Here is a 25,229-nt window from a genome sequence, read left to right on the forward strand (position 1 = left end):
AACTCTACGGAGGCCGCCCGAGGTTCCCCGTTCGGTCTTGTCTTCGCATCTGATTGTCGACGCGGCCGGGGCAGGTGCGACCATGGCGGGCGTGTCAGCCAGTGAAACGCCACCCGTGGTGCTGCCCGAGGTCGCCCGCGAGGTCGAGGAGTTCGTGTCCACCGCCGGGTGGAACCAGCCGACCCAGCTGTTCGCGCTGGTGCCGACGGCCGAGCTGTTGGCGCAGCAACCCGAGCTGGCGGGCCAGCTCGACCCCGCCGCCTCGCCGTTGACGCCGATCGCGCAGGACTCGCTGCCCGACGACGAGCTGGACCGGGCGCTGGCGGGCATCGTCTGGCCCGACGTCGTGCACGGGTGCGCGTTGGCGCAGGAGATCGTCGTGCTGCCGCCGGACGCGGAGGCCGAGCTGACCGAGCAGGAGCTGGACGACGAGCAGGCGCGCAGGTTCGCCGCCGAGCACCCCCAGCGCCGGGAGGCGCGGCTGGTGGCGGCGGTGCTGCGGGACGGCTCGGCGGCGTGCGTGCTGCGGCTGCGCGGCAGCGTGGAGGTGCCCGAGGAGGTCGTGGCGCACCCCGAACTGGCCCCGAACCTCACCCGCGCCCTGCTGGAGACCCTCCGGCCGTGAGGGTGTCGGACGGTGTTTGATGGCGCCGCCTCCGGCGTCGCGGCGAGGTCGCCGGGAAGTCGATCGTTCGCGCCCTGATTCGCGACGATCGAAAAGCGTGATCGCCGCGAATGAGGACGCGAACGATCGACGCGACCTCGCGGGGTCGGTGCGGGGGTACGAGGTGCGGAGGGCGAGAGGCGGAGCGAGGGGGGCGAGGCGGAGCAGTGGCTAGCAGCTCGGGGCGTCGCCGCCCTTGCTCAGCGACTCCAGGGACTGCACGGCGTCGTCCAGCTTCTCGACCTTGACCAGGCGCATGCCCTCCGGGGCGTGCTGCTTCGCCTCTTCGCAGTTGCCCGCGGGCACGAGGAACACGGTGGCGCCGCCTTCCCGGGCGGCGACCATCTTGAACCCGATGCCGCCGATGCGGCCGACCTGCCCCTTGTCGTCGATCTCGCCGGTGCCCGCGACGGACTGGCCGCCGTTCAGCTCGCCGGGGGTGAGCTTGTCGACGATCGACAGCGCGAACAGCAGGCCCGCCGACGGTCCGCCGACGTCGGTCAGGCTGATCTTGATCTCGAACGGCACGTCCGCGCGGTCCAGCGGCAGCACGCCGAGGAAACCGGTCTCGCGGCCGTCGGTGCGGCCGAGGGTGACGGTGGCGGTCCTGCGCTCGGACTTGCGCTCGAAGGTCAGGGAGATCCGGTCGCCCGGCTTCGTGCTCTCCAGCGCCGCGCGCACGTCGTCGGCCGTGGTCACCTGCTTGCCGTTGACCTCCAGCAGCCGGTCGTCCGGCTCGAGCACGGTGGCGGCCGCGGTGTCGTTGGTGATCTCGGCGGCGACGACCTTCATCGGGTAGTCCAGGTAGCTCAGCGCGGCCACCTCGGCGCTGCTCTGCGAGTCCTGGAACGCCTTCACGTTCTGGTCGCGGACCTGCTGCTCGGACTCGCCGGGCCGGAAGAACTCCTCGCGCGGCGCCAGCGCGTACCGGCCGCTGATCCACAGGCCGAGCGCGCCGAACAGCGACACGTCGTCGGTGAGCGACACCGTGGTCATGGTGAGGTGGCCGCCGGTCGGGAACGTCTCCTGACCGTCCACCTTCACCACGTCACCGCCGTTGACCTGGCCCAACGTGTCGTAGGTCGGCCCGGGACCGAGGGCGACGTACGGCACGCGGGCGAACCCGCCGAGCAGGCCGAGCGCCAGCACGACCGTGAGGCTGACCACGAGGGTCCACGTCCGCCGGGTCAGGCCGCGCCGCGGCGCGTGCGGTGGGGGTGGTGCCTGGTCCACGGCGGTGTCGGTGCCTTCGGTCACGCCAGACAGGGTACGACCACGGCGTCACGCTGCCGGCGAACCGGTCCCACGCGGGGCTGCCGCGCCGCGTACCGTGGACCCATGAGTGACCTGCCCTTCGGGTTCAGCCCGCAGGACCCCGACGACCGCGACCGCAAACCCGGGGACCAAGGGGAGAACCCCTTCGACTTCAACCAGCTCGGCGCGATGCTGAGCCAGCTCGGTGCGATGTTCAGCAACTCGGGCACGTCGGCCGGGCCGGTCAACTACGACCTCGCGAAGCAGATCGCGCTGCAGCAGCTCGCCGGCAAGGGCGGCACCGGGTTCGGCCCGGACCAGAGCGGCCCGGTGGCCGACGCCGTGCACCTGGCGGAGATGTGGCTCGACCCGGTGACGTCGCTGCCCGCGGGCGCCCGCACGTCCCAGAGCTGGAGCGCGCGCGACTGGGTGGAGCGCACGTTGCCGACGTGGCAGCGGCTGTGCGACCCGGTGGCCCAGCGCGTGTCCGGCGCCTGGGTCGACGCGATGCCCGCCGAGGCCAAGGAGGCCGCCGGACCGCTGCTGTCGATGCTCGGCCAGATGGGCGGCATGGCGTTCGGCTCGCAGCTGGGCGGCGCGTTGGCGCAGCTCGGCGCGGAGGTGCTGACGTCGACCGACGTGGGACTGCCCCTCGGGCCCGAGGGCACGGCGGCGTTGCTGCCCGACAACATCGAGAAGTTCACCGAGGGCCTGGAGCGGCCGACCAGCGAGGTGCTGGTGTTCCTGGCCGCGCGCGAGGCGGCTCACCAGCGGCTGTTCAGCCACGTGCCGTGGCTGCGGCAGCGGCTGCTGGACACGGTGGAGGAGTTCGCCCGCGGCATCACCGTCGACACCTCGGCGCTGGAGCAGCTGGCCGGCCAGATCGACCCGGCCAACCCGGCGAGCATCGAAGAGGCGATGAAGTCGGGGATGCTCGAACCCCAGACCACGCCCGAGCAGAAGGCCGCGCTGACCCGCCTGGAGACGTTGCTGGCCCTGGTCGAGGGCTGGGTCGACGTGGTGGTGAACGAGGCGGTCGGCGAGCGGCTGCCCGGCGCCGACGCGCTGCGGGAGACGCTGCGCAGGCGGCGTGCGTCCGGCGGGCCGGCGGAGCAGACGTTCGCCACGCTGGTCGGCCTGGAGCTGCGGCCCCGGCGCCACCGCTCCGCGGCGGCGCTGTGGAAGCTGCTCACCGACCAGCACGGCATCGAGCAGCGCGACAGCGTCTGGGAGCACCCCGACCTGGTGCCCACGGCGGAGGACCTGGACGACCCGATGGAGTTCGCCGAGCGGTTCGGCCAGACGCGCAAGGCGCTGGAGGACCCGATGGCGGAGCTGGAGCGCACGCTGCGTGACGCGGACGGGTCCGGCGAGGGCGGCGGCAAGGGCGGCGAGCCGAAGAAGGACGAGGAGTAACCCCCTCGGCCGTCTTCAGTCTTCCTCGGTGATCCCGAGGCCCGCCGCGGCGGAGAGGCCTTCCAGGTACCCGATGGCGCGTTCCGCCTTCGGGTACCTGTGCACGAGCAGCCAGAAGTCCTTGCCGTGGCCGGGCACCTCCAGGTGCGCCAGCTCGTGCACCAGCACGTAGTCGAGCACCCACGCGGGCACGTCGCGCAGCCGTTCGCTGATCCTGATCGTGCCCTCGCTCGGCGTGCACGACGCCCACCTCGTGCGCATCGGCGGCACCCACCGCACGCTGCTCGGCTGCAGGCCGTCCAGGTACTTCTCCGCCAGCTCCTCGCACCGCGCCAGCAGGGCCGCGTCCGACGTGCGCGTGGGCGAGCGCCTGCGGGTCTCGCTGCGCTGCAGGCGGCTGAGCATCTCCGCCACCCAGTGCTTCTCCTCGCTCTTGCTCATGCGAGCCGGCAGCAGGACGACGACCGTGTCCCCCTCGCGGTACGCGCTCACCATGCGACGGCGCCGGGCGCTGCGCCGCACCTCCACCTGCGGTTCGGGCATGGCGTTCACGGTAAGGCCAGGGACCGACAATCCGCGGCGGCCAAGCGGCGGTCTGTGGAGGGACGTACCGACAGGTTCCACCGAAAGGCGGCTGGACACGCTCGACGCGGCGTGCAGCGGAGGCGCGTTCCCGGAGGTAGCGTTCAGCGCAACCCCCGAGTGTGGCGCAGATCGCTCCGCACTCTCGAAGCGAGGAGGAAGCCGTGGCCGAGACCTACAACGGCTACTGCGTCAAGTGCCGTGAGAAGCGCGACTTCACGGGCGAGGTGCACGAGAGCAACAACCGCAGGATGGCCAAGGGAAAGTGCCCGGTCTGCGGAACCACGGTGACCCGGATCCTCGGCAAGGCGAAGGTCTGATCGAGGACGGGCGGCCGGGCCCCTCGCGGGCGTCCGGCCGCTCGTCAAGGCCCTTCGCGGCCTCTGTGGACAACCGGCACGCCTGTGGACAGGCGTTTTGCCGGACCGGCCGTCACGGGCAGGCTGCCGTCGTGGAGCTACCCAACCGCCCCAGGGTCCTGCCCGGCCTGCCGCTGCTGCGCCGCCGGGACGACGTGGTGCAGATCGGCACCGACCCGCGGCACGCGATGCTCGTCGAGGACGTGCCGGAGCCGATGGCCTCTCTGCTGCTCGGCCTCAACGGTCGACACACCCTCACCGACCTGCGGGAACGCCTCGCCGGTCACGGTCGGCAGGCCGCCGAGCTCGCCGGCGTGCTGCACGGCCTGGCGAGAGCCGGGCTGGTCGAGGAGTCCGTGCCCGTGCCGCACCCGAGGCTGGCCGCCGAGGTCACCGGGTGGGCGCTGCGGACCCGCCGGTGCGCCGCCGCGCTACCCGCCGACCGGGCCGCCAGGTCCGTCGTGGTGCACGGCGAGGGCCGGCTCGCGGTCACCGTCGCCGCTCTCCTGGCGGCTTCCGGGGTGGCACACGTTCGGGTGGTCGCGCGGGGTCGGGTCGGGCCGGAGGACACCGGATCGGGGTACGTCGAAGCGGACGTCGGCCGACCGCGCGCCGAGGCCGCCGAGGACGCCGTGCGGCGGGCGTGCGCGACCGTGCGGCCGGTGGGCCGGGCCGTGGACCTGGTGGTCCTGGCCGACGCCCTGGTGCCCGCACCGGAGGTGCTGCACCGGCTCGTGGCGGACGGCACACCGCACCTGGCCGTGCGGGTCCGGGAGGGGGTGGGCGTGGTCGGGCCGCTGGTCGTGCCCGGTCGCAGCAGCTGCCTGAGGTGCGCGGACCGGCACGCGGCCGACGCGGACCCGGAGTGGCCGATGATCGCCGCGCAGCTGGTGGACCGCGCCCAGCACGCCGACCTGGCCACCGTCACGGCGACGGCCGGGGTGGCGGTCGGGCAGGCGCTGCTGGCGCTCGACCGGTCCGAGCAGGCCGCGACCAGACCGCCCACCTGGGACGCGACCCTGGAGGTGGACGCGTTCACCGGGGTGGTCGAGCACCGCATCGCGCCGGTGCACCCGCGCTGCGAGTGCCGTCACGCGACGTGATCCGCCCTCAGGTGGGGCTGTGTAGGTTTTGTGGCAGGGCGTGCACCACTGCGACCACGTGACCGTGCGGGAGGAGAATCACCGGGTGAGCGAGATCCCGCGCAAGGCCGTGCAGCGCACCGCCAAGCTGGCCAGCCTCCCGCTCGGCGTGGCGGGCCGGGTGGTGGGCGGCTGGGGCAAGCGCCTGGCAGGCCGCAGCTCCGAGGAGGTCAGCGCCGAGGTGTCGGCGAAGACCGCGGAGCAGGTGTTCGCGGTGCTCGGGCAGCTCAAGGGCGGCGCCATGAAGTTCGGCCAGGCCCTGAGCGTGTTCGAGGCGGCGGTGCCGGACGAGCTGGCCGAGCCCTACCGCGAGGCGTTGACCAAGCTGCAGACGGCCGCGCCGCCGATGCCCGCCCGCACCGTGCACCGCGTGCTGGCCGAGCAGCTCGGCTCGGGGTGGGCGAAGCGGTTCACCTCGTTCGACGACTCGCCCGCCGCGTCGGCGAGCATCGGGCAGGTGCACCGGGCGGTGTGGCACGACGGCCGCGACGTGGCGGTGAAGGTGCAGTACCCGGGCGCGGACGAGGCGTTGCAGAGCGACCTCAGCACGTTGCTGCGGTTCAGCCGGGTGTTGCAGGCCGTGATGCCGGGTGCGGAGGTCAAGCCGCTGCTGGAGGAGCTGCGGGACCGGTACCTGGAGGAGTTGGACTACCGGACCGAGGCGGACAACCAGCGGATCTTCGCCAAGGCGTTCGACGGAGACGACCGCGTGCTCGTGCCGCGGGTGGTGGCCAGCTCGCCGAAGGTGATGGTCACCGAGTGGACCGAGGGCACACCGCTGTCGAAGATCATCCGTGCGGGTGAGCGCGAGGAGCGCGACCTGGCCGGGCAGCTGCTGTCGGAGTTCCACTTCTCCGCGCCGAGCCGGTCCGGGCTGCTGCACGCCGACCCGCACCCCGGCAACTTCATGCTGGGCGCGGACGGCCGGTTGCGCGTGCTGGACTTCGGCGCGGTCGCCCGGCTGCCCGACGGCCTGCCGCGGACGTTGGGCCTGATGACCAGGCTGGCGCTGGACGGCCGCTCGGCGGACCTGGTGGAGCTGCTGCGGTCGGAGCGGTTCATCCGTCCCGGGACCGAGCTGCACGCCGAGGACGTGCTGAACTACCTGGCGCCGTTCGTCGAGCCGCTGCGGACGGAGACGTTCCACTTCACCCGGCGGTGGTTGCAGAAGCAGGCGGAGCGCGTCGGCGACCTCCGCAGCCCCGATTCGCAAACGGGAAGGTCGTTGAACCTGCCCCCGCAGTACCTACTTGTCCACAGGGTGACGCTGGGTGCGACCGGCATCCTCTGCCAGCTCGACGCGAACGTCCAGGCCAGAGCCATCGTCGCCCAGTGGCAACCGGGCTTCGACGACTGAGTTGTCCACAGGTCGCCCACTTATCCACAGTTCCCGAACACCCCATGGCCCGCCCTCCGGAACCACCGGAGGATCGGACCCATGAACCAAGTGATCACCTCGGCGGACCTGAAGGCGACCGGCGTGCCGGGCTACCTCATCGACCTCAAGTGCCGTCCCGGCGGACCGTGGCAGCGCATCCTGCCGGGCGTGGTGCTGCTCAGCGCGAGCCCTCCCACCCGTGACCAGCGCCTCCGAGCCGCGCTCGCCTACGCGGGCCCGAAGGCAGTGGTCACCGGCGTCGACGCCCTGCACGCCCACGGCCTGCGCGACCTGCCTCCCCCACCCCGCATCCACCTCCTGCAACCAGCCACCACCCGCCGTTCGTGCGCCGACCACGTGCTGCTGGAACGCACCACCCGCCCACCGGAGGTCGTGGTGGAAGCCGGCCTGCCCGTCGCCGAGCCGACGAGAGCCACCCTGGACGCCGCCCGCCACGAACCGGACCCGCTGCGCCAACACCACCTCCTGGCCACCGCCGTCCGCTCCGGGATGTGCACCGTCACGGGCCTGACCAGGGAACTGGACGCGGGCAGCAAACGAGGCACCGCCACCCCTCGCGCCACCCTGAAACTCCTCACCGCCCTCCTCCACTGACCACCAACCCACCAACCACCCCTGCCCCACCACGACCGCCCCCACCACTCCTCCCAACACCACCCGCCCCTATCAACCCCTCTCACCACCGCCCACTCTCACCCACCGCTTCCTGCCTCACCCCGCACTTCAGCCCACCGCACCGCGCCCCTCCACCACAGCGGCCCACCCTCACCAACCTGCCAAGCCCACACTTCCAACCTCACCGGCCCGCACACCCAGTCCACTCCTCACACCCATCCAGGAACCAGTCGGGCCGCATCCCACACCCCACCCCGCACATCCCCACCGCACCACGCGCCCGTCTTCACCAACCCCCACACCTCACACCAGCGCCCCGGACCTGCACCAACACCGTCCGCCAGCCGATCGAGGCTGTCCACCATCGACCCGGCTAGTGCGTTGACCACATACGTTCGCCGGGTTGGGGACACGCCGGACAAGATCCCCGACGGCGGTTCGTGGTGATCTCATGCTCGGTGGTGACGTAGTCGCCGCCGCATGAGGATGGGTCGATGGCCGAGCCGGTCAGAGCACGTCGATTAACCGAGGACGAGGGCCGCCGTCTGCTGAACTATGTGCGGCGCGGCAAGCAGGGCACGATCCGGATGCGCCGGGCGATGATCATCCTGGCCTCGTCGTCCGGGACGCCGGCGCCGTCGATCGCGCGGCTGGTCGCCGCCGACGCCGACACCGTCCGGGACGTGATCCACGACTTCAACGCCCGCGGCCTGGCGGCGCTGGACCCTAGCTGGGCGGGAGGCCGTCCCCGCCTGATCGGCCCCGACGACATCGCGTTCGTCGTGGCGACGGCCAAAGCCCGCCCCGCGAGGGCGGGCCTGCCCTTCACCCGGTGGAGTCTGCGCAAACTCGCCGCCCACCTGCACCGCAACCCGCACCGGCGGGTCCGTATCGGTCGGGAACGGCTGCGGCAGGTCCTGCGCGAGCACGGGATCAGCTTCCAACGGACCCGGACCTGGAAGACCTCCAACGACCCCGCTTTCGACGCCAAACTCGACCGCATCGACGAGGTCCTCACCAGGTTCCCGCAGCGCTGCTTCGCCTTCGACCAGTTCGGACCACTCTCGATCCGGCCGCACCACGGCTCCGGCTGGGCACCACGCAAGCACCCCGACCGACTGCCGGCGACCTACCGGCGCACCCACGGTATCCGCTACTTCCACGGCTGCTACTCCATCGGCGACGACAAGCTCTGGGGCGTCACCCGCCGCCGCAAGGGCGGCGACCACAGCCTGGCCGCCCTGAAATCGATCCGGGCGGCCAGACCGGACGGCGCACCGATCTACGTGATCATGGACAACCTGTCGGCCAACAAGACCCCGAGAATCCTCGGCTGGGCGGCCGACAACAACGTCGAGATCTGCCTGACCCCGACCTACGCCTCCTGGGCCAACCCGATCGAGCCGCAGTTCGGGCCGCTACGCACCTTCGTCATCGCCAACTCCGTTCATCCCAACCACACGGTGTTGGCCAGTGAGCTGCAACGACACCTCCGCTGGCGCAACGCCAACGCCCGCCACCCCGACGTCCTCGACGCCCAACGCCGCGAACGAGCCCGCATCCGCAGCGAACGCCACCAACGCTGGGGCCGACCACACGCAGCCTGACCAACCGGCGAACTTAAGTGGTCAGCGCACTAGGCGGTGTCCCGCAATTCGTTGTCGCAGCCAGAGCACGATGGCGGCAATGGCGAGTTCGGCCTGGTAGTAGGCGGCTCGTGTGGCGTAGCAGGTGGCCAGCCGCAGAACTGTTCGAGGCGGTCGAAGCAGCGTTCGACCGCGTTGCGCTGTTCGTAGCGTTCGTCGTCGACGTCCGGGGGCCGCCCGCCTCGTGGGCCCAGGTCCGCGCGGTGGGCGATCCGGTCGGCGCGTTCGGGGCAGGTGAAGGTGACCCACCAGGTCCGGGGTGCGGCGCGGATGCCGTTGGGCAGCGGCAGCAGCAGCGGTTGTCGGTCGTCCCTGGCCTGGCCGGGTCTGATCAGGATGCGCATCGGCAGTCCGCGTCCGTCGACGGCGAGCGCTTCGACGGCAGGCCGGCATCCCTCTATTCCGGGCACTCGCGGCGTGCTGGTGGGCCCGGACACTGCATGGGAGCCGGTCGCCCTCAGATCAACACCCGTGGCCCGTACCCACACCCGCGCACCCGCTCCACCCAGCGGCAGCGGCAGCGGCAGCGGTCAGTCCACGCCAGTCGGCTGCGCTCCGCACCTCACACCAACCCGCCTACCCGGCAGTCCAGTAATCCGACGGCAGCTTGCCTTCGATGTCCCGCACGTGCGCCCGCGCGCAGACGTGGCACAACCACTGGTCGGCGCCGCGTTCCCGTTCCCGCACCCAGGCCAGGAGCTGGGCCGGGTCCGTGACGGACGAACGCGTCCGCCCGCAGCGGGCGCACGTGTCGGTCACGGCTTGCGGCCCAGGTGGACGGTGTTGGCGGTCAGCAGGAACACGTCGTCGCGCAGCCCGAGGAACGCCGGGTCCTGCGGGTCGAGCAGTTGCTTCACCGTGCGACGGTCGGCGGGGTGGAGGGCGTCCCCGGCGACGTCGGCGAACCACGCCAGCTGGTTCACCGCCCAATCCCGCACCGCCTGCTTGGGCGGGGCCGGGTGGTCGACCAGGTAGCTGAACGCGGTCACGTCCACGAGACCGGCGGCGGAGAGGGCCAGGTTCCAGCCACCGTGCAGGCGGACGGCGCCGGCCGTGTTCTCCCGCATCCGCACGAACCACTGGTCGCGAGCGGCGGTCAGGCGTTCCTGCAAACCCGGCTCGCCGATGCCCACGTCGAACGGGAGGAACTTGCCGCTCAGCCCACCTTCGGCGAGCGCCAGCCACCCGCCCGGCGCGACCGCCTCGACCAACCCCGCCACCGCCGCACGCTGATCAGGGAGGTGATGCACCACGTTCGAAGCCCACACCAACTGGGCGGGCCCGGCGATCTCCACCGGCCGTTCGGTGGCCAGGTCGGCGAGCACCGGCCGGACGCGCACGGTCGCCGTGGTCGTGTCGGTCTCGTAGGTGGCCGCCGACCGGGCGACGCCCGTGGCCGCGTCCAGCAGCTCGGGCACGGCGTCGACCAGCACGACGGTGCCACCGCCCCGGGCGGACAGGGCTTCGACGAGCGCCACGCTCATCCCACCGGCGCCGCATCCGACGTCCAGGACGGTCGGGTTGTCGGGCAGGACGCGGACGAGTCTGCGCGCGACGACCCGCCGCGCCTCGGCATCCAGCTCATCGGCCTGCCGCAACGAGTCCAGCCGGGACGACCAGTCGATCCCGTCGTGGGTGTGGGCATGGGCATGGTTGTGAGAGTGAGCTGCCACACGAAGAACGGTACCCATGCCGAGCAGAACCCTCCCACTGGAAAAAGGGCCCCGCCGAGCACCGGGCGGGTGGTCGGCGGGGAGGTGGTCGGTGACGTGCTCCTTCCTCACCGTGGAGACGGCGAGGCCCGCCCTCCCGTCGTGGGACGAGGAGGGCGGGCCGCTCCGTGCATCAGATCGCGTGGGCCTTCATGGCAGCCCTGCGCTGGGCCCATCCGGCGAGCCGGCGCCACCTGCGGGCGACGACGAGGCGGTGGGCCAGCCGATGCTGTCGCGCGAATATCTCCGCGTCATGCATTCGGGATCTGGCGAGATTTTCTTCGAGCAGCATGGGGTTCCCCTTGGGATTGACCTCGATCAGCATGGTTTCGTCTGCGGTGGATCGGTACGTGGTCACGCGGCGGCCTCCTGGTCGTTAGCCCCCCGGACAACGGTCGCGGCGGGTGCCGCGGGTACAACAGGTGCTGCGTCCTTGCGGGGGCGCCCACGGGGACGCTTCCGCGCGATCACGGTTCCGCGCTCGAAGATCTCGCCGCCCCAGACCCCCCAGGGCTCGTGACGAGCAAGCGCACCGGCCAGGCACTCCGCGATGACGGGGCAGGTGGCGCAGAACCTCTTCGCCTCCTCCAGCTCCGCCGGCGCGTCGGCGAACCACAGGTCGGGGTTGTTGGTACGGCAAGGAAGTTCCAAGCCGGCGTCCGGCGCGGTGTCGATCAGAGTGGCGACACCCGCCCCGGAGAGCTCCGGCTCGGTGGACAACGTCCCGTTTATGGGGACGGTCGCGGTCAACATCAGGTGGACTCCTGTCAAGGGTCTTGCATGGGGTTTTTGTTGGTCGTTCGAACCACAAAACGGGTCGGAACAGCACGAAGGCCGCGGATCCGGTTACGGGTCCGCGGCCTTCGTGAGCTTGGTGGCCTGACTACAAGGTGGTCAGGTACTTCGCTCGTGCGCGGACGGCGCAACGTTCTGAGTCGGGACAACGGTCGACGCGTGCGGCGTCGGCACCTGGATCAGCTGAACTCGCTCAGCACCCCACTTGAGGGCGTGGCGATCGCGGGCAGACTTCTCCCCCGCGACACGAGCAGCGCCTGAAGCCAAGATCACCCCGGTCATCAGGTAACCGGGCGTCTCGAAGCACGTGGGAGTGTTCACGACCGGTCACCTCCTCGGGTGGCTCGTACTCGACTGCTAGCTCTTGAATCCCCAGCGGGCACTTCGTGCCCGGCCTGAGCAGGTTATGACCCCGTGCAGGACGGGTGCAACCGGTTTTTCCAAATACCTGTCGATTGAGTGAAACTTCAGCGTTTGCCCTGCACAGAGCGCCAGGGGTCGACCACTCGGACGGAGCACGCCGCCTGCGGGCGGGTCGGGCGTGGTCACCGACCGCGGATCAACGGGAGATCAACGCCGGATCAACGCGGCCCGGTGCGGCCTCGACAGGAGTGACAACGTGAGGCGCCGCGCCGACTGCGTGAGGTGCGAGCGGGCCGGTCGGGGTGGCGGTCAGTGCCCGCCGCGCACGAGGGCCAGCACGTCGTCCCCGAAGCGGTCGAGCTTGGCCGCGCCGATGCCGGAGATCGACACCAGCCCGGCGACGTCCTCGGGCCGCTGCTCGGCGATCGCGACCAGCGTCGCGTCGGTGAACACCACGTACGCGGGCACCTTCAGCTCACGCGCCCGGTCCGCCCGCCACGCCCGCAGCTTGGCCAGCAGCTCCTCGTCCAGATCCGACGGGCACGAGGCGCACCGGCCGAGCTTGACCGCCCGCGAGTCCACCAACGCCGACCCGCACACCCGGCACTGCGGCTTGGGCCGCTTCTGCAGCGGCTCCCGCTTGGCCGTGCGCGACGCCGGGTGGTCCTCCGGCACGAGCCCGTAGAGGAACCGGCTGCGCCGCCGATAACGACGTCCGCCCGCGGCGCGCGCCAACGCCCACGACATCCACAGGTGCTCACGGGCCCGCGTCACGCCCACGTACAGCAGTCGGCGCTCTTCTTCGATCGCCGCGTCGTCACCCTCGGCGTGCTGGATCGGCAACGTGCCCTCGACCAGTCCGACGAGGAACACCGCGTCCCACTCCAAGCCCTTCGCCGCGTGCAGGGACGCCAGCGTCACGCCCTCCACCGTCGGCGGGTGCTGCGCCTCGGCGCGGAGCTCCAACTCGGTGACGAACGCCCTCAGGTCCGCCGAGTCCACGGTCGTGACCAGCTCCTCGGCCAGTTCGACCAGCGCGAGCAGCGACTCCCACTTCTCGCGCGCCGTCCCGCCGGCGGGCGGCTCGTCGGTCAGGCCGATCCCGGCCAGCACCTCGCGCACCACCTTCGGCAGCTCACCGGTCGGCTCGTGCGCCGCCGCCGACCGCAGCGCCACCATCGCCTGCCGCACCTCGGCCCGCTGGAAGAACCGCTCGCCGCCGCGCACCTGGTAGGGCACGCCGACCTCGGCCAACGCCTGCTCGAAGACCTCCGACTGGGCGTTGACGCGGTAGAGGACGGCGATCTCGCTGGCCGACACGCCCTCGTCGAGCAGCGCCTTCACCCGCCGCGCGACGGCCGCGGCCTCCAGCGTCTCGTCGTCGAACTCGGTGAACGTCGGCTTCGGGCCGTCCGGGCGCTGCCCGATCAGCCGCAGCCGCGACCCGGACGGCCGGTCGCGCGCCCACTTGATCACCTCGTTGGCGAGGCCAACGACCTGGGGTGTCGAGCGGTAGTCGCGCTCCAGCCGCACCACGACCGCCTCGGGGAAGCGGCGCGGGAAGTCCAGCAGCGGACGCGGCGAGGCGCCCGCGAACGAGTAGATGGTCTGGTTCGCGTCGCCGACCACGGTCAGGTCGTCACGCGCGCCCAGCCACGCGTCCAGCACGCGTTGCTGCAACGGCGTGACGTCCTGGTACTCGTCCACCACGAAGCACCGGTACCGGTCGCGGAACTCCTCGGCGACCTCGCCGTGCTCCTCCAGCGCCGCCGCGGTGTGCAGCAGGAGGTCGTCGAAGTCGAGCAGCTGCGCCTGGTTCTTCAGCTCCTCGTAGGTCCGGTAGACCTGCGCGACCTGGTCGGCGGGCGCGGGCGTGTCACGGCTCGTGCGGCCGGCGGCGTTCGGGTAGTCATCGGGTGCGACCAGCGACGCCTTGGCCCACTCGATCTCGCCGGCGAGGTCGCGCAGCGAGTCGGACTCGGTGGACAGGCCGGCGCGGTTGGCGGCCTGCGCGACCAGCCGCAGCTTGTTGCGGTCGATCAGCTGCCACTGCTCGCCGCCGACCACGCGCGGCCAGAAGTAGCGGAGCTGGCGCAAGGCGGCGGCGTGGAACGTGCGGGCCTGCGCGCCGTGCACGCCGAGCGCCCGCAACCGGGTCCGCATCTCGCCCGCGGCACGCGCGGTGAACGTGACGGCGAGGACTTGACCAGGCGAGACGTGGCCACGCTGGGCCAAGTAGGCGATGCGGTGCGTGATGGTGCGGGTCTTGCCGGTGCCGGCGCCCGCGAGCACGCAGACCGGGCCGCGCGGAGCTTCCACGGCGGCGCGCTGTTCCGGGTCGAGTCCCTCCAGCAGCCGGTCCATGCGCTGCATCCTCGCAGAGGTCAGCGAGTACTCCCGTCATGGGGCGCGACGGCGCGCCGTATCCTGGTGGGCATGGCTGGTAAGCAGGACAAGGCGGCTGCCAAGGCGGCCTCCAAGGAAGCGGCGAAGGCTCGGCGCGCGGCATCGAAGGCGAAGCGCAGCCAGATCTTCGAGGCGTTCAAGATGCAGCGCCGCGAGGACAAGGCGCTCGTGCCGTTGATGCTGGCGTGCCTGCTCGGCGCGACGGCCGCGGCGTTCCTGATCGGCCTCATCTGGGACATGCAGTGGGTGCTGCTGCCCATGGGCATCGCGGTGGGCGCGCTGCTCGCGGTCATCGTGTTCGGCCGCCGGGTGCAGCGCACCGTGTACGCGAAGGCCGACGGCCAGGCCGGCGCGGCGGCGTGGGCGCTGGACAACCTGCGCGGCAAGTGGCGCGTCACGAAGGCCGTGGCGGGCACGACGAGCGGTGACATGGTGCACCGGGTGCTCGGCCGGCCGGGCGTGGTGCTGGTCGCCGAGGGCGCGCCGCACCGGGTCAAGAACCTGATCGCCCAGGAGAAGAAGCGGGTGGCGCGGGTCATCGGCGAGACGCCGATCTACGACGTCATCGTGGGCACCGAGGACGGCCAGGTGCCGCTGCGCAAGCTCCAGGGGCACCTGATGAAGCTGCCGCGCAACATCTCGACCGCCCAGGTCGACACGATCGACAACCGGCTGGCCGCGCTGGCCAGCCGCGGCGCGGCGCTGCCCAAGGGCCCGATGCCCCAGGGCGCCAAGATGCGCAACGTGCAGCGCGCCATGCGTCGCCGCTGAGCGTCGTCGCTGAGCTCGCCGCGTTGTCGCCGAGCACGCCTCGACGAGTGTTTTCGCAGTTCAGGCCCGTTCCGGCAAGTGCCCGGGGCGGGCCTGAGGCGTTCTCGGGAACGTCAGCGGACGCGGATGACGACGGTGCCCGCGGCCTTGTCGTGCAGGCCCCTGCCGTCGGCGTCCCACACCACGGCCGGGATGATGGGGAAGATCAACGCCGTCCGCAGCGCGGCCCGGGGCAGACCGACGGTCCCCGCGCCGTCCAGCCGGGCGACCCGCAGCCCGAACAGCGCGTGACCAGGGGTGAAGCCGAAGAAGCCGACCGCGATGACGGTGATGGAGAACCAGGCCAGCAGGCTCCAGTTCTGCGGCAGCTCGGGCATGGTGAACAGGCCCGCCACGCCGCCCGAGAGGGCGAAGTCGACCAGGATGGCGATCGCGCGGCGGCCCGTGGAGGCGACGGAGCCGGGACCCGAGCGGGGCAGGCCGAGGCGTTCACCCCGCCACTGCTGCCCGGTACCGTCTCCGGAGTCGGCGCCTGGTTCCAACGCCGAGCGGGGTCCTGACAGCCACGATCCGGTCCACTTGCTCACCCCACCAGAGTAAGGCCGTGCTCAGCGGGTGAGGAGCGGCGGTCGGGTTGCCCGACCTGGGAGGCCCGTTAACACTGGCGAAACACGTGGGTGACGGCTGGGCAACACCGCGGTCTTAGTTTCGCCACGATGGCAGGCCGCACCACGCAGCGGCGTACAACCACGCCCCCACCGCAGCAGAGGAGTCGACGAGGGTGTTCAAGAATCCCGACGAGGTCCTGAAGTTCATTTCCGACGAGGGCGTGAAGTTCGTCGACGTCCGCTTCAGCGACCTGCCCGGCGTGATGCAGCACTTCACGCTCCCAGCCTCCGCGTTCGACGCCGACGCCATCGCCGAGGGCCTCGCGTTCGACGGCTCGTCGGTGCGCGGCTTCCAGTCGATCCACGAGTCGGACATGCTGCTGCTGCCCGACCTGTACACCGCGCGTCTCGACCCGTTCCGGATCGAGAAGACGCTGATCGTCAACTTCTTCGTGCACGACCCGTTCACGCGTGAGGCCTACAGCCGCGACCCGCGCAACATCGCGCGCAAGGCCGAGCAGTACATCACCGAGTCGGGCATCGCGGACACCGCGTACTTCGGCGCCGAGGCGGAGTTCTACATCTTCGACTCGATCCGCTTCGACACCACCGCGAACGCGGCCTTCCACGAGATCGACTCGATCTCCGGCGCCTGGAACACGGGCCGTGAGGAAGAGGGCGGCAACCGCGGCTACAAGGTCAAGTACAAGGGCGGCTACTTCCCCGTCTCGCCGACCGACCACTACGCGGACCTGCGCGACAAGATGGTCCTGAACATGCAGGACCAGGGCTTCTCGGTCGAGCGCGCGCACCACGAGGTGGGCACCGCCGGCCAGTCGGAGATCAACTACAAGTTCAACACGCTGCTGCACGCCGCGGACGACTTGATGCTGTTCAAGTACATCATCAAGAACACCGCGTGGCAGGCCGGCAAGTCCGTCACGTTCATGCCGAAGCCGCTGTTCGGCGACAACGGCTCGGGCATGCACACCCACCAGTCGCTGTGGAAGGACGGCCAGCCGCTGTTCCACGACGAGTCCGGTTACGCGGGCCTGTCGGACACGGCGCGCCACTACATCGGCGGCATCCTGCACCACGCGCCGTCGCTGCTGGCGTTCACCAACCCGACGGTGAACTCCTACCACCGCCTGGTGCCGGGCTACGAGGCCCCGGTGTCGCTGGTCTACTCCCAGCGCAACCGGTCGGCGTGCGTGCGCATCCCGATCACCGGCAACAACCCCAAGGCCAAGCGCATCGAGTTCCGCTGCCCCGACTCGTCGGGCAACCCGTACCTGGCGTTCTCGGCCATGGTGATGGCCGGCCTGGACGGCGTGAAGAACAAGATCGAGCCGCCGGCCCCGATCGACAAGGACCTCTACGAGCTGCCGCCCGAGGAGGCCCGCGACGTCAAGCAGGTGCCGGCGTCCCTGGACGCGGTGCTGGACAGCCTCGAGGCGGACCACGAGTTCCTGCTGGAAGGCGGCGTCTTCACGCCGGACGTCATCGACACCTGGATCTCGTTCAAGCGCGAGCAGGAGATCGACCCGCTGCGCCTGCGCCCGAACCCCTACGAGTTCGCGCTGTACTACGACGTGTGATCGGCGCGGGGCGCTGACCTCCAGCCCCACTCGATCCTCCACAGGCCGACGGCCGGGTGACTGTCACAGTCACCCGGCCGTCGGCCTTCGGCACTTCGATCCGGCGGTCGGCTCACGGTCCACCGGAACCTTCACCGGCCACCCGCACCTGACGATTCGATCACCCGCTGGTGGTTCGCGGTGTGCCCGGGGTTCCGCGAGGTGGCTACGGCTACGGCTACCACCCGCCGCGACGGCTGCTCGCGGTGCGCGCCTGGCTAGGTCCTCGTCAGCCGCCGCACGACGGCCAGGCCGTCCGGTGTGCCCGGCCAGTGCTCGGCGACCACCTCGGGGCCCGCGGCGCGGATGACGGAGCGCAGGACCCAGACGACCACGATCGCGTCGTCCGCGTACCCCAGGACGGGGATGAAGTCGGGCACCAGGTCGAACGGCAGCGCCAGGTAGGCCAGCAGCAGCCACAGGCGCACCCGCGCCGACCGGGACACCCGCGGGTCGCGGGCCAGGCGGGTCACCAGCCGCAGCACGTCCGGCAGCAGCCGGAGGACCAGCCGCAGCGCCACCCCGCGCGGCCGCCCCAGGAACAGGCACAGCACGAGCAGCAGCCACAGGCCGACCAGCCCGAGCGCGACACCGACGAGGACGTCCACCTACTCGGGGATCGGGATGCCGGTCACGGTCACCGCGCCGCCGGTCGGCGCGAGCTGGCCGATGATCCCCGCGAACGTCAGCGAGAACGCGGTGCTGTCGGCGCCGACCCGCTGGTCCAGCTCCAGGTACCCGTTGATGCTGGAGTTCTTCGCGATCGACACCGGCCACCGGCTGGCGGACGCGGAAGCGCCGTACTCGCGCTGCGCGTCGTCGGCCGCGGTGACGGACGCGACGGGCAGGTCCATCTTCGCGTTGCTGGCGTTGACGGCGGTGACGAACACCTTGACCCGGCCGCCCGCGTTCTCCACCTTGGTGACCTCCACGGTGAGCAGGCCGCGCGCCTGCTTCCACGACCCGGTGAGGACCTTGGCGGACGCGTCCGCGCCGGGCGGCACGTCCACCTGGGACGTGGTGCCCACCGCGCCGTCCAGGCTGCCGACGGTCTCGTCCGACGTGGACGCCGAAGTCGCCGAGGACGACGCGGACGCGGAGGGCGAAGGGGTCTCACGCAGGGTGACGCTCAGCGCGCCGACGCCGACCGTGCCGGCGGTGACCGCCTGGATCACCCCGAGCAGGACCAGCACGCCGAGCACGACCAAGCTGATCTTCAGAACCGCGCTGCTCTTCTTGCGGTGGGTCTCGTCGTCCATGACGTCCTTCGTCCGGGCGCACGCGTGCGAACGTGAGTCTCCCCCAGGAGTGTCGCTAGTCTCGGCATAAGGAACACTGATAGTCAATGCGAGGCGGCCCTGGTTCGACGGTGGGTAGCCCCCGGTGAACAGGCCGTCGACACCAGGGCTGCTCCTACCCCGATCGTGGCGGGCGGTTAAGGTCGCGCCGTGTCTGATGACGTCGCAATCCCCGCCCAGGTGCTGTCCACCAACATCTTCGACTCCGCCGCCGAGGCGATCGAGGCGATCGGCGCCGCCGACGTGCTCGGCCTCGGTGTCCGGGTGTCGAACCGCCTCGTCCAGGACGAGGAGTCCGACGACACGCTCGTCGAGGAGTGGATCGTCGAACTGCTCACCACGGTCCCGACCGTCGACGAGGAGTAGGCGACCGGAGGGCCCCCGCCGTCCGCGACGGGGGCCCTTCACCACCGGTCACACGGTCAGCACGATCTTGCCGCGCACGTGCTTGCCCTCCAGCAGCCGGTGCGCCTCCGCGGCCTGCGCCAGCGGGAACGTCTGCTGGACCTCCACCTTCAACGCGCCCGACCCCGCCTGCCCGGCCAGCCAGTCCAGGTCTTCCCGCACGGGCTTGGCGTAGGAGTACCGGCCGCCGAGCTCCAGCACGTTGGTGTCCACGATGGACACGATCCGGGCCGGGTCGCGCACCAGCGCCGGCGAGTCGTTGAGCGCCGCGCCGCCGACGCAGTCGAACACCACGTCGACCAGCCCGTCGCCGCCGAGCAGCTCGGCCACGTTGTCCACCAGCGCGTCCCCGTAGGCCACCGGCTCCACGCCGAGCGACCGCAGGAAGTCGTGGTTGCGCGGCGACGCCGTGCCGATCACCCGCGCCGCGCCGAGGATCCGCGCCACCTGCACGGCCAGGTGCCCGACACCGCCGGCGGCGGCGTGCACGAGCACCGTGTCGCCGGAGGACACCCCGACCTTGCGCAACGACTGCAGCGCGGTCAGCCCGGTCAGCGCGAGCCCGCCCGCCTCCTCGAACGACAGCGACGCCGGCTTGTGCGCCAACCCGCGCTCGGTGGCCGCGACGAGCTCCGCGTACGTCCCGTTCTGCACGTGGTCCTTGCGCTGGTAGCCGAACACCTCGTCACCGACGGCGAACCCGTCCACCGCGGGCCCGACGGCCCGCACCACCCCGGCCACGTCCCAGCCCGGCACCAGCGGGAAGTGGCACGGCATCGAACTCGCCACGTACCCCATGCGCACCAGCCGGTCCACCGGGTTCACCCCGGCGGCACGCACCTCGACCAGCACCTGGTCCAGCGCGATCGGCGGGTCCGGCAGCTCCCGCACCACGAGGACTTCGGCATCTCCGAATTCGGTCTGCGCGATCGCTTTCACGGACCCCAGTGTTCAGGACCCGTAGAAGATGCGCTCGATCACGGCCCGCGCGCGCCGCGCCGTGCGCCGGTAGGAGTCCAGGAACTCGCCCGGGTCACCGGCGTGCCCCATCGCCGACGCCACCGCGGCCAGGTCGCGCCCGGCCGTCGGCAGCTGGTCGCCGGCCTTGCCCCGGACGAGCACGACGGCGTTGCGCGCCTCGGTCGCCATCACCCACGCGTCCATCAGGGCCGACGAGTCGTCCTCCGACATCAACCCGGCCTCCGTGGCCGCACGCAGCCCCCGCACGGTCGACGGCGTGCGCAGGCCGGGCACCTCGCCCGCGTGCTGCAGCTGCAGCAGCTGCACGGTCCACTCGACGTCGGCGAGCCCGCCCCGCCCCAGCTTGGTGTGGGTGGACGGGTCGGCGCCGCGCGGCAGCCGCTCGGCCTCGACGCGTGCCTTGATGCGCCGGATCTCCCGCACGGCGCCGGCGTCCAGGCCCTGCTCGGGGTAGCGCACCGGGTCGATCATCTCGACGAACCGCGCGCCGAGGTCCGCGTCGCCGCCGATGAACCGCGCCCGCAGCAGCGCCTGCGCCTCCCACAGCTCGGCCCACTGCGCGTAGTAGGCCCGGTAGGAGTCGAGCGTGCGCACCAGGGGCCCCTGCCTGCCTTCCGGCCGCAGGTCGGTGTCCACTTGCAGCGGCGGGTCCTGGCTGGGCGCGTTGAGCAGCCGCCGCACCTGCTCCACCACCGACGACGCGTACCGGGCCGCGTCCGCGTCGCTCACCCCGGGCGCGGGCTCGCACACGAACAGCACGTCGGCGTCCGACCCGTACCCCAGCTCACGTCCGCCGAGCCGGCCCATGCCGATGACCGCGATCGACGCCTGCCGCTCACCGGCCGAGCGCACCACCGCGTCCAGCGCCGCCTGGAGCACCGCCACCCACACCTCGGACAACGACACGCACACCGTGCGCAGCGGCACCAGCCCGAGCAGGTCCGCCGACGCCACCCGCAGCAGCTCCTGGCGGCGCAGCGACCGGGCGGCGGTGACCGCGCGCTCCAGGTCGTTGTACCGGGACACGGCGCTGCGCAGCGGGTTGCCGATGGTCATGGGGTCGCGGCCGACGAGCGCGTCGGTGTCGGCCAGCAGCGGCAGCACCTCGGGCGCGCGCACCAGCAGGTCCGGCACGAGCTTCGACGTGCCCAGCAGCGCGGCCAGCCGGTCGACCACCGTGCCCTCGTCCCGCAGCAGCCGCAGGTACCAGGGCGTCTCGGCCAACGCCTCCGACACCTTCCGGTAGGCCAGCAGGCCGCGGTCGGGGTCCGGGGTGGTGGCGAACAGGTCGAGCAGCACCGGCAGCAGCGCCGTCTGGATCCGCGCCCGCCGGGAAACACCCCTGGTCAACGCTTCGATGTGCTTCAACGCGCCGTCCGGCGCCGCGTAACCCAGGGCGGCCAGGCGCGCCGCGGCCTGGGACGTGGTCAGCCTCAGCGCCTCCGTGGGCACGTTCGCGACGGCCTGCAACAACGGCCGGTAGAACAGCTTCTCGTGCAGCCGGCGCACCTGGTTGGCGCGCTTGCGGAACTCGGCGAGCAGCACCTGGCTCTCCGACAGCCCGCCCTCGGCCTGCAACCCGGACGCACGCGCCAGCCGGCGCAGCGCGGCCACGTCGTCGTCGGCCGGGAACAGGTGCGTGCGCAGCATCCGCTGCAACTGCAACCGGTGCTCCAGCGTGCGCAGGAACCGGTAGGCGCGGCCGAAGTCGGCGGCGTCCGTGCGACCGATGTACCCGCCGCGCCCCAGGGCCGCCAACGCCTGGGTGGTCGAGGTGATGCGCAGCTCTTCGTCACCGCGACCGTGCACGAGCTGGAGCAGCTGCACGGCGAACTCGACGTCGCGCAGCCCGCCCCGACCCAGCTTCAGCTCCCGGTCGGTCAGTCCCGCCGGCACGTGGTCCTCGACGCGGCGGCGCATGGCCTGCACGTCGGGCACGAAGTTCTCCCGTTCGGCGGCCGTCCACACCAGGGGCCGCACGACGTCCATGTACCGCCGGCCGAGCTCCTCGTCGCCCGCCACCGGCCTGGCCTTGAGCAGCGCCTGGAACTCCCAGGTCCGCGCCCACCGCTGGTAGTAGGTGGCGTGGCCGTCCAGGGTGCGCACCAGCGCGCCCGCCTTGCCCTCCGGCCGCAGCGCCGCGTCCACCTCGAAGCACGCCTGGCCCGCGACCTGCATCACCGCGCCGGCCAACCGGGTCGCCACGGCCAGGTCGCCCTCGCCGACGAACACCACGTCGACGTCGCTGACGTAGTTCAGCTCCCGCGCGCCGCACTTGCCCATCGCGATCACCGCGAGCCGGCACTCGTCGGACCGCGGCACCTGCCGTCCGGCGACGTCCAGCGCGGCCCGCAACGCGGCCACCGCGAGGTCCGACAGCAGGCTCGCGACGTCGTCGTAGTTGACGTACCGCTGGTCCGGCTCGACCACGTGCGCCAGGTCGTCGGCGGCGATCCGGCACAGCAGCGCCCGGTACTCGACCCGCAGCGCCCGCACCGCGTCCGCGTCGGTCAGGCCGTCGACCGCGGCGACGAGGGCGGGCGCGAACGACCCGGCGTCCACCGGCTCGTCGTCGACCAGGTCGCGCCAGCGGTCCGGGTTGGCGACCAGGAAGTCCGACAGCGCGGTGGACGAGCCGAGCACCGCGAGCAGCCGACCGCGCAACGCCTCGCCGTCCCGCAGCGCCCGGTCCAGCTCGGGCCACCGGTCGCCGAGCGCGACGCGCAGCCGGTCGATCCCCAGCAGCGCCAGGTCCGGGTCGGGGCTGCGGGACAACGCCACCAGGATCGGCTCGTTGCCCTCGGTCGGCCGTCGCCCCTCCCACCACCCGGCGGCACGCAGGTGCTCACCGCCGCGCGCCTCGGTCAGGCCGAACCGGGCGGGGGACGTGGGGAGGCGGGCTGGATCGGTCATCGACGAACACCGTAGCCCGCCAGGACGCTCCGGGAAGCGTCAGCTCGCCACGATCAAGTAGATGCCGAACAACACTACGGTCACGCACGCCAGCAGGCACGCCACCGCCGCGACCGTCGGCAGCGCCGTCGACGCCTGCCGCTCCTGCGCCACCTCCCGCGCCGACCACGCGCGCAGCCCGCCGGAGAACAGCAGGACCAGGCCCAGCACCACCGCCAGGCTCACCCCGAAGACGGAGCCCAGCGCCACCCAGTCGATCTTCACGCCGCCACCTTGTGCGTCTCGGCCTGTGCCGCGATCTCGTCCACCACGTGCTCGGGCCGCACCGGCTCACGGCGCGACAGCAGCCAGATCACCAGCGCCACCGCCATGCCCACCACCGCCACGGCCACCACGCCGAGCGTGCCCAGCGACGCGACCTTGCCCGCGAGCGCGCCGACCAGGCCCGCCGCCGGCAGCGTCAGCCCCCAGGCCGCCGCCATCCGGCCGGCCACGCCCCACCGCACGCCGTCGCGCTGGCGGGCCAGGCCGGAGCCCATGATGCCGCCGGACGCGACGTGCGTGGTGGACAGCGCGAACCCCAGGTGCGAGGACGCCATGATCACAGTCGCCGCGCTGGTCTGCGCGGCGAAGCCCTGCGGCGCCTCGATCGTGGTCAGGCCCGAGCCGAGGGTCTTCGTGATCCGCCAGCCGCCCAGGTACGTGCCCAGCGCGATGGCGATCGCCGCGCTCAGGATCACCCACAGCGGCGGTTCCGAGCCCGGCGTGAGCGTCCCGGCGGTGATCAGCGTGAGCGTGATGATGCCCATCGTCTTCTGGGCGTCGTTCGTGCCGTGCGCCAGCGACATGAGCGCGGCGGACGCGATCTGGCCCGCCTTGAACCCCTTGTCGGTCACGGACTTCCGCGCCCGCTTGGTCAGCCGGTAGGTCAGGAAGGTGGCCAGCAGCGCCACGATGCCCGCCACCAGCGGCGCGGCGATCGCGGGCGCGACGACCTTGTCCACGACCTTCTCGAAGTGCACGGCGTCCGCGCCCGAGGCGACCCACGTCGCGCCGATCAGACCGCCGAACAGGGCGTGCGACGAGCTGGACGGCAGCCCGACGTACCAGGTGACCAGGTTCCACATGATCGCGCCGATCAGACCGCCGAACACGATCGCGGGCGTGATTCTCGCGTCGTCGACGATCCCGCCGGAGATGGTCTTGGCCACCTCGACCGACAACAACGCTCCCACCAGGTTCAACACCGCGGAGAACGCGACGGCCGTGCGTGGCCGCAGCGCGCCGGTGGCGATGGAGGTCGCCATCGAGTTCGCGGTGTCGTGGAAGCCGTTGGTGAAGTCGAAGACCAGAGCCGTGATGACCACGATGATGACGAGGAGCGAGGCATCCACGCTGATTCCTCCAACTGAATCGACACAGTCGAAGGTAAACGCTACCCGTCTGGCCGATGAACACTCACAACGACAAGGTGAACGCTACCTGTCCGATCGATGAACGCTCACATCGATGGAGGTTCATCACACCAGCGGCAGGCTCCGGTGGATCGTCAGCTCACCGGCGGCCAAGCGCACGAATCGTTCGGCAAACGGCTGCCACACCTCCCGAATGTCCTCGTGACCGGCCACGAGTCGGTCCGCGTCGAGCACGCCCGGTCGCACGCCCGCCACCACCTCGGGGTACCCCTCGGCCCAGCCGAGAACCATCTCCGGCGTGGTCTCGATGTGGAACTGCACGCCGTAGGCGCGGTCACCGACGCGGAACGCCTGGTTCGCGCACTTCGGGGACGACGCGAGCAGCAGCGCCGTCGGCGGCAGGAAGCCGACCTCGTCCTCGTGGAACTGCAGCACGTCCGGCGTCCACGGCAGCTCGCCGAACAGCGGGTCGCCGCTCGCCGCGTCCCGCTTCGCCACCAGCTGCACGCCGATCTCGGGCCCCTGCGGGCTGCGCCGCACCTGCCCGCCGGTGGCCGCCGCCAGCAGCTGCGCGCCGAGGCAGATCGCGAGCAGCGGCACCCGCTTCGACACCGCCTGGGACAGCAGCTTGCGCACGTCCGCCAGCCACGGGTGCTCGACGTCGTCCAGCGCGCCCATCGCGCCGCCCAGGCACACCACGCCCTGGTAGCCGTCGAGCGCGTCCGGCAGCGGTTCCTCGTACGGTTTCACCACGTCCAGCACCGCCCCGGCGGTGGTCAGCCACTCGCCGAGGCGGGCGGGCGGGTCGTCGTGGTCGGATTGCAGCACGAGCAGGCGCGTCACTCGTC

26 protein-coding genes are annotated in these 25,229 nt (G+C 71.7%); 10 read left to right on the top strand and 16 right to left on the bottom strand.

Annotation, left to right across the window (positions count from 1 at the left end; genetic code table 11):
* Nucleotides 1-82: 82 nt before the first annotated feature.
* The gene (locus EDD40_RS17775) at nucleotides 83-625 is read left to right on the top strand and encodes a PPA1309 family protein (RefSeq protein ID WP_123743910.1); all 543 of its coding nucleotides are present in this window, start codon (nucleotides 83-85) and stop codon (nucleotides 623-625) included.
* 210 nt (nucleotides 626-835) lie between these two features.
* On the opposite strand, the gene EDD40_RS17780 is transcribed toward EDD40_RS17775, so the two are convergent.
* On the bottom strand, nucleotides 836-1,921 hold the full coding sequence (locus EDD40_RS17780; protein WP_123743911.1) for a YlbL family protein: 1,086 nt from the start codon (nucleotides 1,919-1,921) through the stop codon (nucleotides 836-838).
* A gap of 81 nt (nucleotides 1,922-2,002) precedes the next feature.
* Here EDD40_RS17780 and EDD40_RS17785 point away from each other — a divergent pair, with 81 nt between their 5' ends.
* The gene (locus EDD40_RS17785) at nucleotides 2,003-3,334 is read left to right on the top strand and encodes a zinc-dependent metalloprotease (protein WP_123743912.1); all 1,332 of its coding nucleotides are present in this window, start codon (nucleotides 2,003-2,005) and stop codon (nucleotides 3,332-3,334) included.
* A gap of 15 nt (nucleotides 3,335-3,349) precedes the next feature.
* Here the strand turns inward: EDD40_RS17785 and EDD40_RS17790 are convergent, their stop codons facing one another.
* Complete coding sequence (locus tag EDD40_RS17790) at nucleotides 3,350-3,877, bottom strand: M48 metallopeptidase family protein (RefSeq protein WP_123748100.1); 528 nt, start codon at nucleotides 3,875-3,877, stop codon at nucleotides 3,350-3,352.
* 203 nt (nucleotides 3,878-4,080) lie between these two features.
* On the opposite strand from EDD40_RS17790, the gene EDD40_RS41765 reads away from it, so the two are divergent.
* The 5 genes from EDD40_RS41765 (at nucleotide 4,081) to EDD40_RS17810 (ending at nucleotide 9,038) form a co-directional block, all read left to right on the top strand.
* Complete coding sequence (locus EDD40_RS41765) at nucleotides 4,081-4,236, top strand: DUF5679 domain-containing protein (protein ID WP_015098458.1); 156 nt, start codon at nucleotides 4,081-4,083, stop codon at nucleotides 4,234-4,236.
* A 131-nt stretch (nucleotides 4,237-4,367) separates the two neighbouring features.
* Nucleotides 4,368-5,378 carry a TOMM precursor leader peptide-binding protein gene (locus EDD40_RS17795; RefSeq protein WP_246037717.1) on the top strand — a complete coding sequence of 337 codons (1,011 nt, stop codon included), beginning with the start codon at nucleotides 4,368-4,370 and terminating at the stop codon, nucleotides 5,376-5,378.
* Nucleotides 5,379-5,463: 85 nt separating this feature from the next.
* Nucleotides 5,464-6,774, top strand: coding sequence for an ABC1 kinase family protein (locus tag EDD40_RS17800; protein ID WP_123748102.1), 1,311 nt, complete (start codon nucleotides 5,464-5,466; stop codon nucleotides 6,772-6,774).
* 81 nt (nucleotides 6,775-6,855) lie between these two features.
* Nucleotides 6,856-7,410 (top strand): hypothetical protein, encoded by a 555-nt coding sequence (locus tag EDD40_RS17805; protein WP_123743913.1) that lies wholly within the window; start codon nucleotides 6,856-6,858, stop codon nucleotides 7,408-7,410.
* A 515-nt stretch (nucleotides 7,411-7,925) separates the two neighbouring features.
* On the top strand, nucleotides 7,926-9,038 hold the full coding sequence (locus EDD40_RS17810) for an IS630 family transposase (protein ID WP_123743914.1): 1,113 nt from the start codon (nucleotides 7,926-7,928) through the stop codon (nucleotides 9,036-9,038).
* A 29-nt stretch (nucleotides 9,039-9,067) separates the two neighbouring features.
* On the opposite strand, the gene EDD40_RS41040 is transcribed toward EDD40_RS17810, so the two are convergent.
* From EDD40_RS41040 to EDD40_RS17835, 6 genes are all read right to left on the bottom strand, one after another.
* The gene (locus EDD40_RS41040) at nucleotides 9,068-9,421 is read right to left on the bottom strand and encodes a hypothetical protein (RefSeq protein WP_148088832.1); all 354 of its coding nucleotides are present in this window, start codon (nucleotides 9,419-9,421) and stop codon (nucleotides 9,068-9,070) included.
* Between the two features lie 232 nt (nucleotides 9,422-9,653).
* Complete coding sequence (locus EDD40_RS17815; protein WP_123743915.1) at nucleotides 9,654-9,836, bottom strand: hypothetical protein; 183 nt, start codon at nucleotides 9,834-9,836, stop codon at nucleotides 9,654-9,656.
* Nucleotides 9,833-10,750: a class I SAM-dependent methyltransferase gene (locus tag EDD40_RS17820; RefSeq protein ID WP_246037718.1), complete on the bottom strand. Its 918-nt coding sequence runs from the start codon at nucleotides 10,748-10,750 to the stop codon at nucleotides 9,833-9,835. The genes EDD40_RS17815 and EDD40_RS17820 overlap by 4 nt, the downstream gene beginning before the upstream one ends.
* A gap of 172 nt (nucleotides 10,751-10,922) precedes the next feature.
* The gene (locus tag EDD40_RS17825; RefSeq protein WP_123743917.1) at nucleotides 10,923-11,147 is read right to left on the bottom strand and encodes a hypothetical protein; all 225 of its coding nucleotides are present in this window, start codon (nucleotides 11,145-11,147) and stop codon (nucleotides 10,923-10,925) included.
* A complete protein-coding gene (locus EDD40_RS17830) occupies nucleotides 11,144-11,542 on the bottom strand; it encodes a WhiB family transcriptional regulator (RefSeq protein WP_053717402.1) in 399 nt (132 codons plus the stop codon). The genes EDD40_RS17825 and EDD40_RS17830 overlap by 4 nt, the downstream gene beginning before the upstream one ends.
* 714 nt (nucleotides 11,543-12,256) lie before the next feature.
* On the bottom strand, nucleotides 12,257-14,320 hold the full coding sequence (locus EDD40_RS17835) for an ATP-dependent DNA helicase UvrD2 (protein WP_425471207.1): 2,064 nt from the start codon (nucleotides 14,318-14,320) through the stop codon (nucleotides 12,257-12,259).
* A 63-nt stretch (nucleotides 14,321-14,383) separates the two neighbouring features.
* Between EDD40_RS17835 and EDD40_RS17840 the strand changes: the two genes are divergently transcribed.
* Nucleotides 14,384-15,124, top strand: coding sequence for a DUF4191 domain-containing protein (locus EDD40_RS17840; protein ID WP_123743919.1), 741 nt, complete (start codon nucleotides 14,384-14,386; stop codon nucleotides 15,122-15,124).
* 113 nt (nucleotides 15,125-15,237) lie between these two features.
* Here the strand turns inward: EDD40_RS17840 and EDD40_RS17845 are convergent, their stop codons facing one another.
* A complete protein-coding gene (locus EDD40_RS17845; RefSeq protein WP_123743920.1) occupies nucleotides 15,238-15,711 on the bottom strand; it encodes an RDD family protein in 474 nt (157 codons plus the stop codon).
* Nucleotides 15,712-15,905: 194 nt separating this feature from the next.
* Between EDD40_RS17845 and glnA the strand changes: the two genes are divergently transcribed.
* Nucleotides 15,906-17,330 (top strand): type I glutamate--ammonia ligase, encoded by a 1,425-nt coding sequence (gene glnA / locus EDD40_RS17850; RefSeq protein WP_123743921.1) that lies wholly within the window; start codon nucleotides 15,906-15,908, stop codon nucleotides 17,328-17,330.
* Nucleotides 17,331-17,587: 257 nt separating this feature from the next.
* On the opposite strand, the gene EDD40_RS17855 is transcribed toward glnA, so the two are convergent.
* Nucleotides 17,588-17,977 (bottom strand): YkvA family protein, encoded by a 390-nt coding sequence (locus EDD40_RS17855; RefSeq protein ID WP_123743922.1) that lies wholly within the window; start codon nucleotides 17,975-17,977, stop codon nucleotides 17,588-17,590.
* A complete protein-coding gene (locus EDD40_RS17860; protein ID WP_123743923.1) occupies nucleotides 17,978-18,628 on the bottom strand; it encodes a hypothetical protein in 651 nt (216 codons plus the stop codon).
* A gap of 189 nt (nucleotides 18,629-18,817) precedes the next feature.
* Between EDD40_RS17860 and EDD40_RS17865 the strand changes: the two genes are divergently transcribed.
* Complete coding sequence (locus EDD40_RS17865) at nucleotides 18,818-19,033, top strand: hypothetical protein (RefSeq protein WP_123743924.1); 216 nt, start codon at nucleotides 18,818-18,820, stop codon at nucleotides 19,031-19,033.
* Between the two features lie 48 nt (nucleotides 19,034-19,081).
* Here EDD40_RS17865 and EDD40_RS17870 read toward each other — a convergent pair whose 3' ends face one another.
* The 5 genes from EDD40_RS17870 to EDD40_RS17890 form a co-directional block, all read right to left on the bottom strand.
* Nucleotides 19,082-20,011: an NADP-dependent oxidoreductase gene (locus EDD40_RS17870; RefSeq protein WP_123743925.1), complete on the bottom strand. Its 930-nt coding sequence runs from the start codon at nucleotides 20,009-20,011 to the stop codon at nucleotides 19,082-19,084.
* Between the two features lie 12 nt (nucleotides 20,012-20,023).
* Nucleotides 20,024-22,966 carry a bifunctional [glutamine synthetase] adenylyltransferase/[glutamine synthetase]-adenylyl-L-tyrosine phosphorylase gene (locus EDD40_RS17875; protein ID WP_123743926.1) on the bottom strand — a complete coding sequence of 981 codons (2,943 nt, stop codon included), beginning with the start codon at nucleotides 22,964-22,966 and terminating at the stop codon, nucleotides 20,024-20,026.
* Between the two features lie 39 nt (nucleotides 22,967-23,005).
* On the bottom strand, nucleotides 23,006-23,230 hold the full coding sequence (locus EDD40_RS17880; protein WP_123743927.1) for a hypothetical protein: 225 nt from the start codon (nucleotides 23,228-23,230) through the stop codon (nucleotides 23,006-23,008).
* Nucleotides 23,227-24,360 (bottom strand): inorganic phosphate transporter, encoded by a 1,134-nt coding sequence (locus tag EDD40_RS17885; RefSeq protein WP_123743928.1) that lies wholly within the window; start codon nucleotides 24,358-24,360, stop codon nucleotides 23,227-23,229. Before EDD40_RS17885 ends, EDD40_RS17880 begins: the two co-directional genes overlap by 4 nt.
* 126 nt (nucleotides 24,361-24,486) lie before the next feature.
* Nucleotides 24,487-25,224 (bottom strand): type 1 glutamine amidotransferase, encoded by a 738-nt coding sequence (locus EDD40_RS17890; RefSeq protein WP_170185121.1) that lies wholly within the window; start codon nucleotides 25,222-25,224, stop codon nucleotides 24,487-24,489.
* Nucleotides 25,225-25,229 lie beyond the last annotated feature (5 nt).

Source organism: Saccharothrix texasensis (assembly GCF_003752005.1).
Lineage (GTDB): Bacteria > Actinomycetota > Actinomycetes > Mycobacteriales > Pseudonocardiaceae > Actinosynnema > Actinosynnema texasense.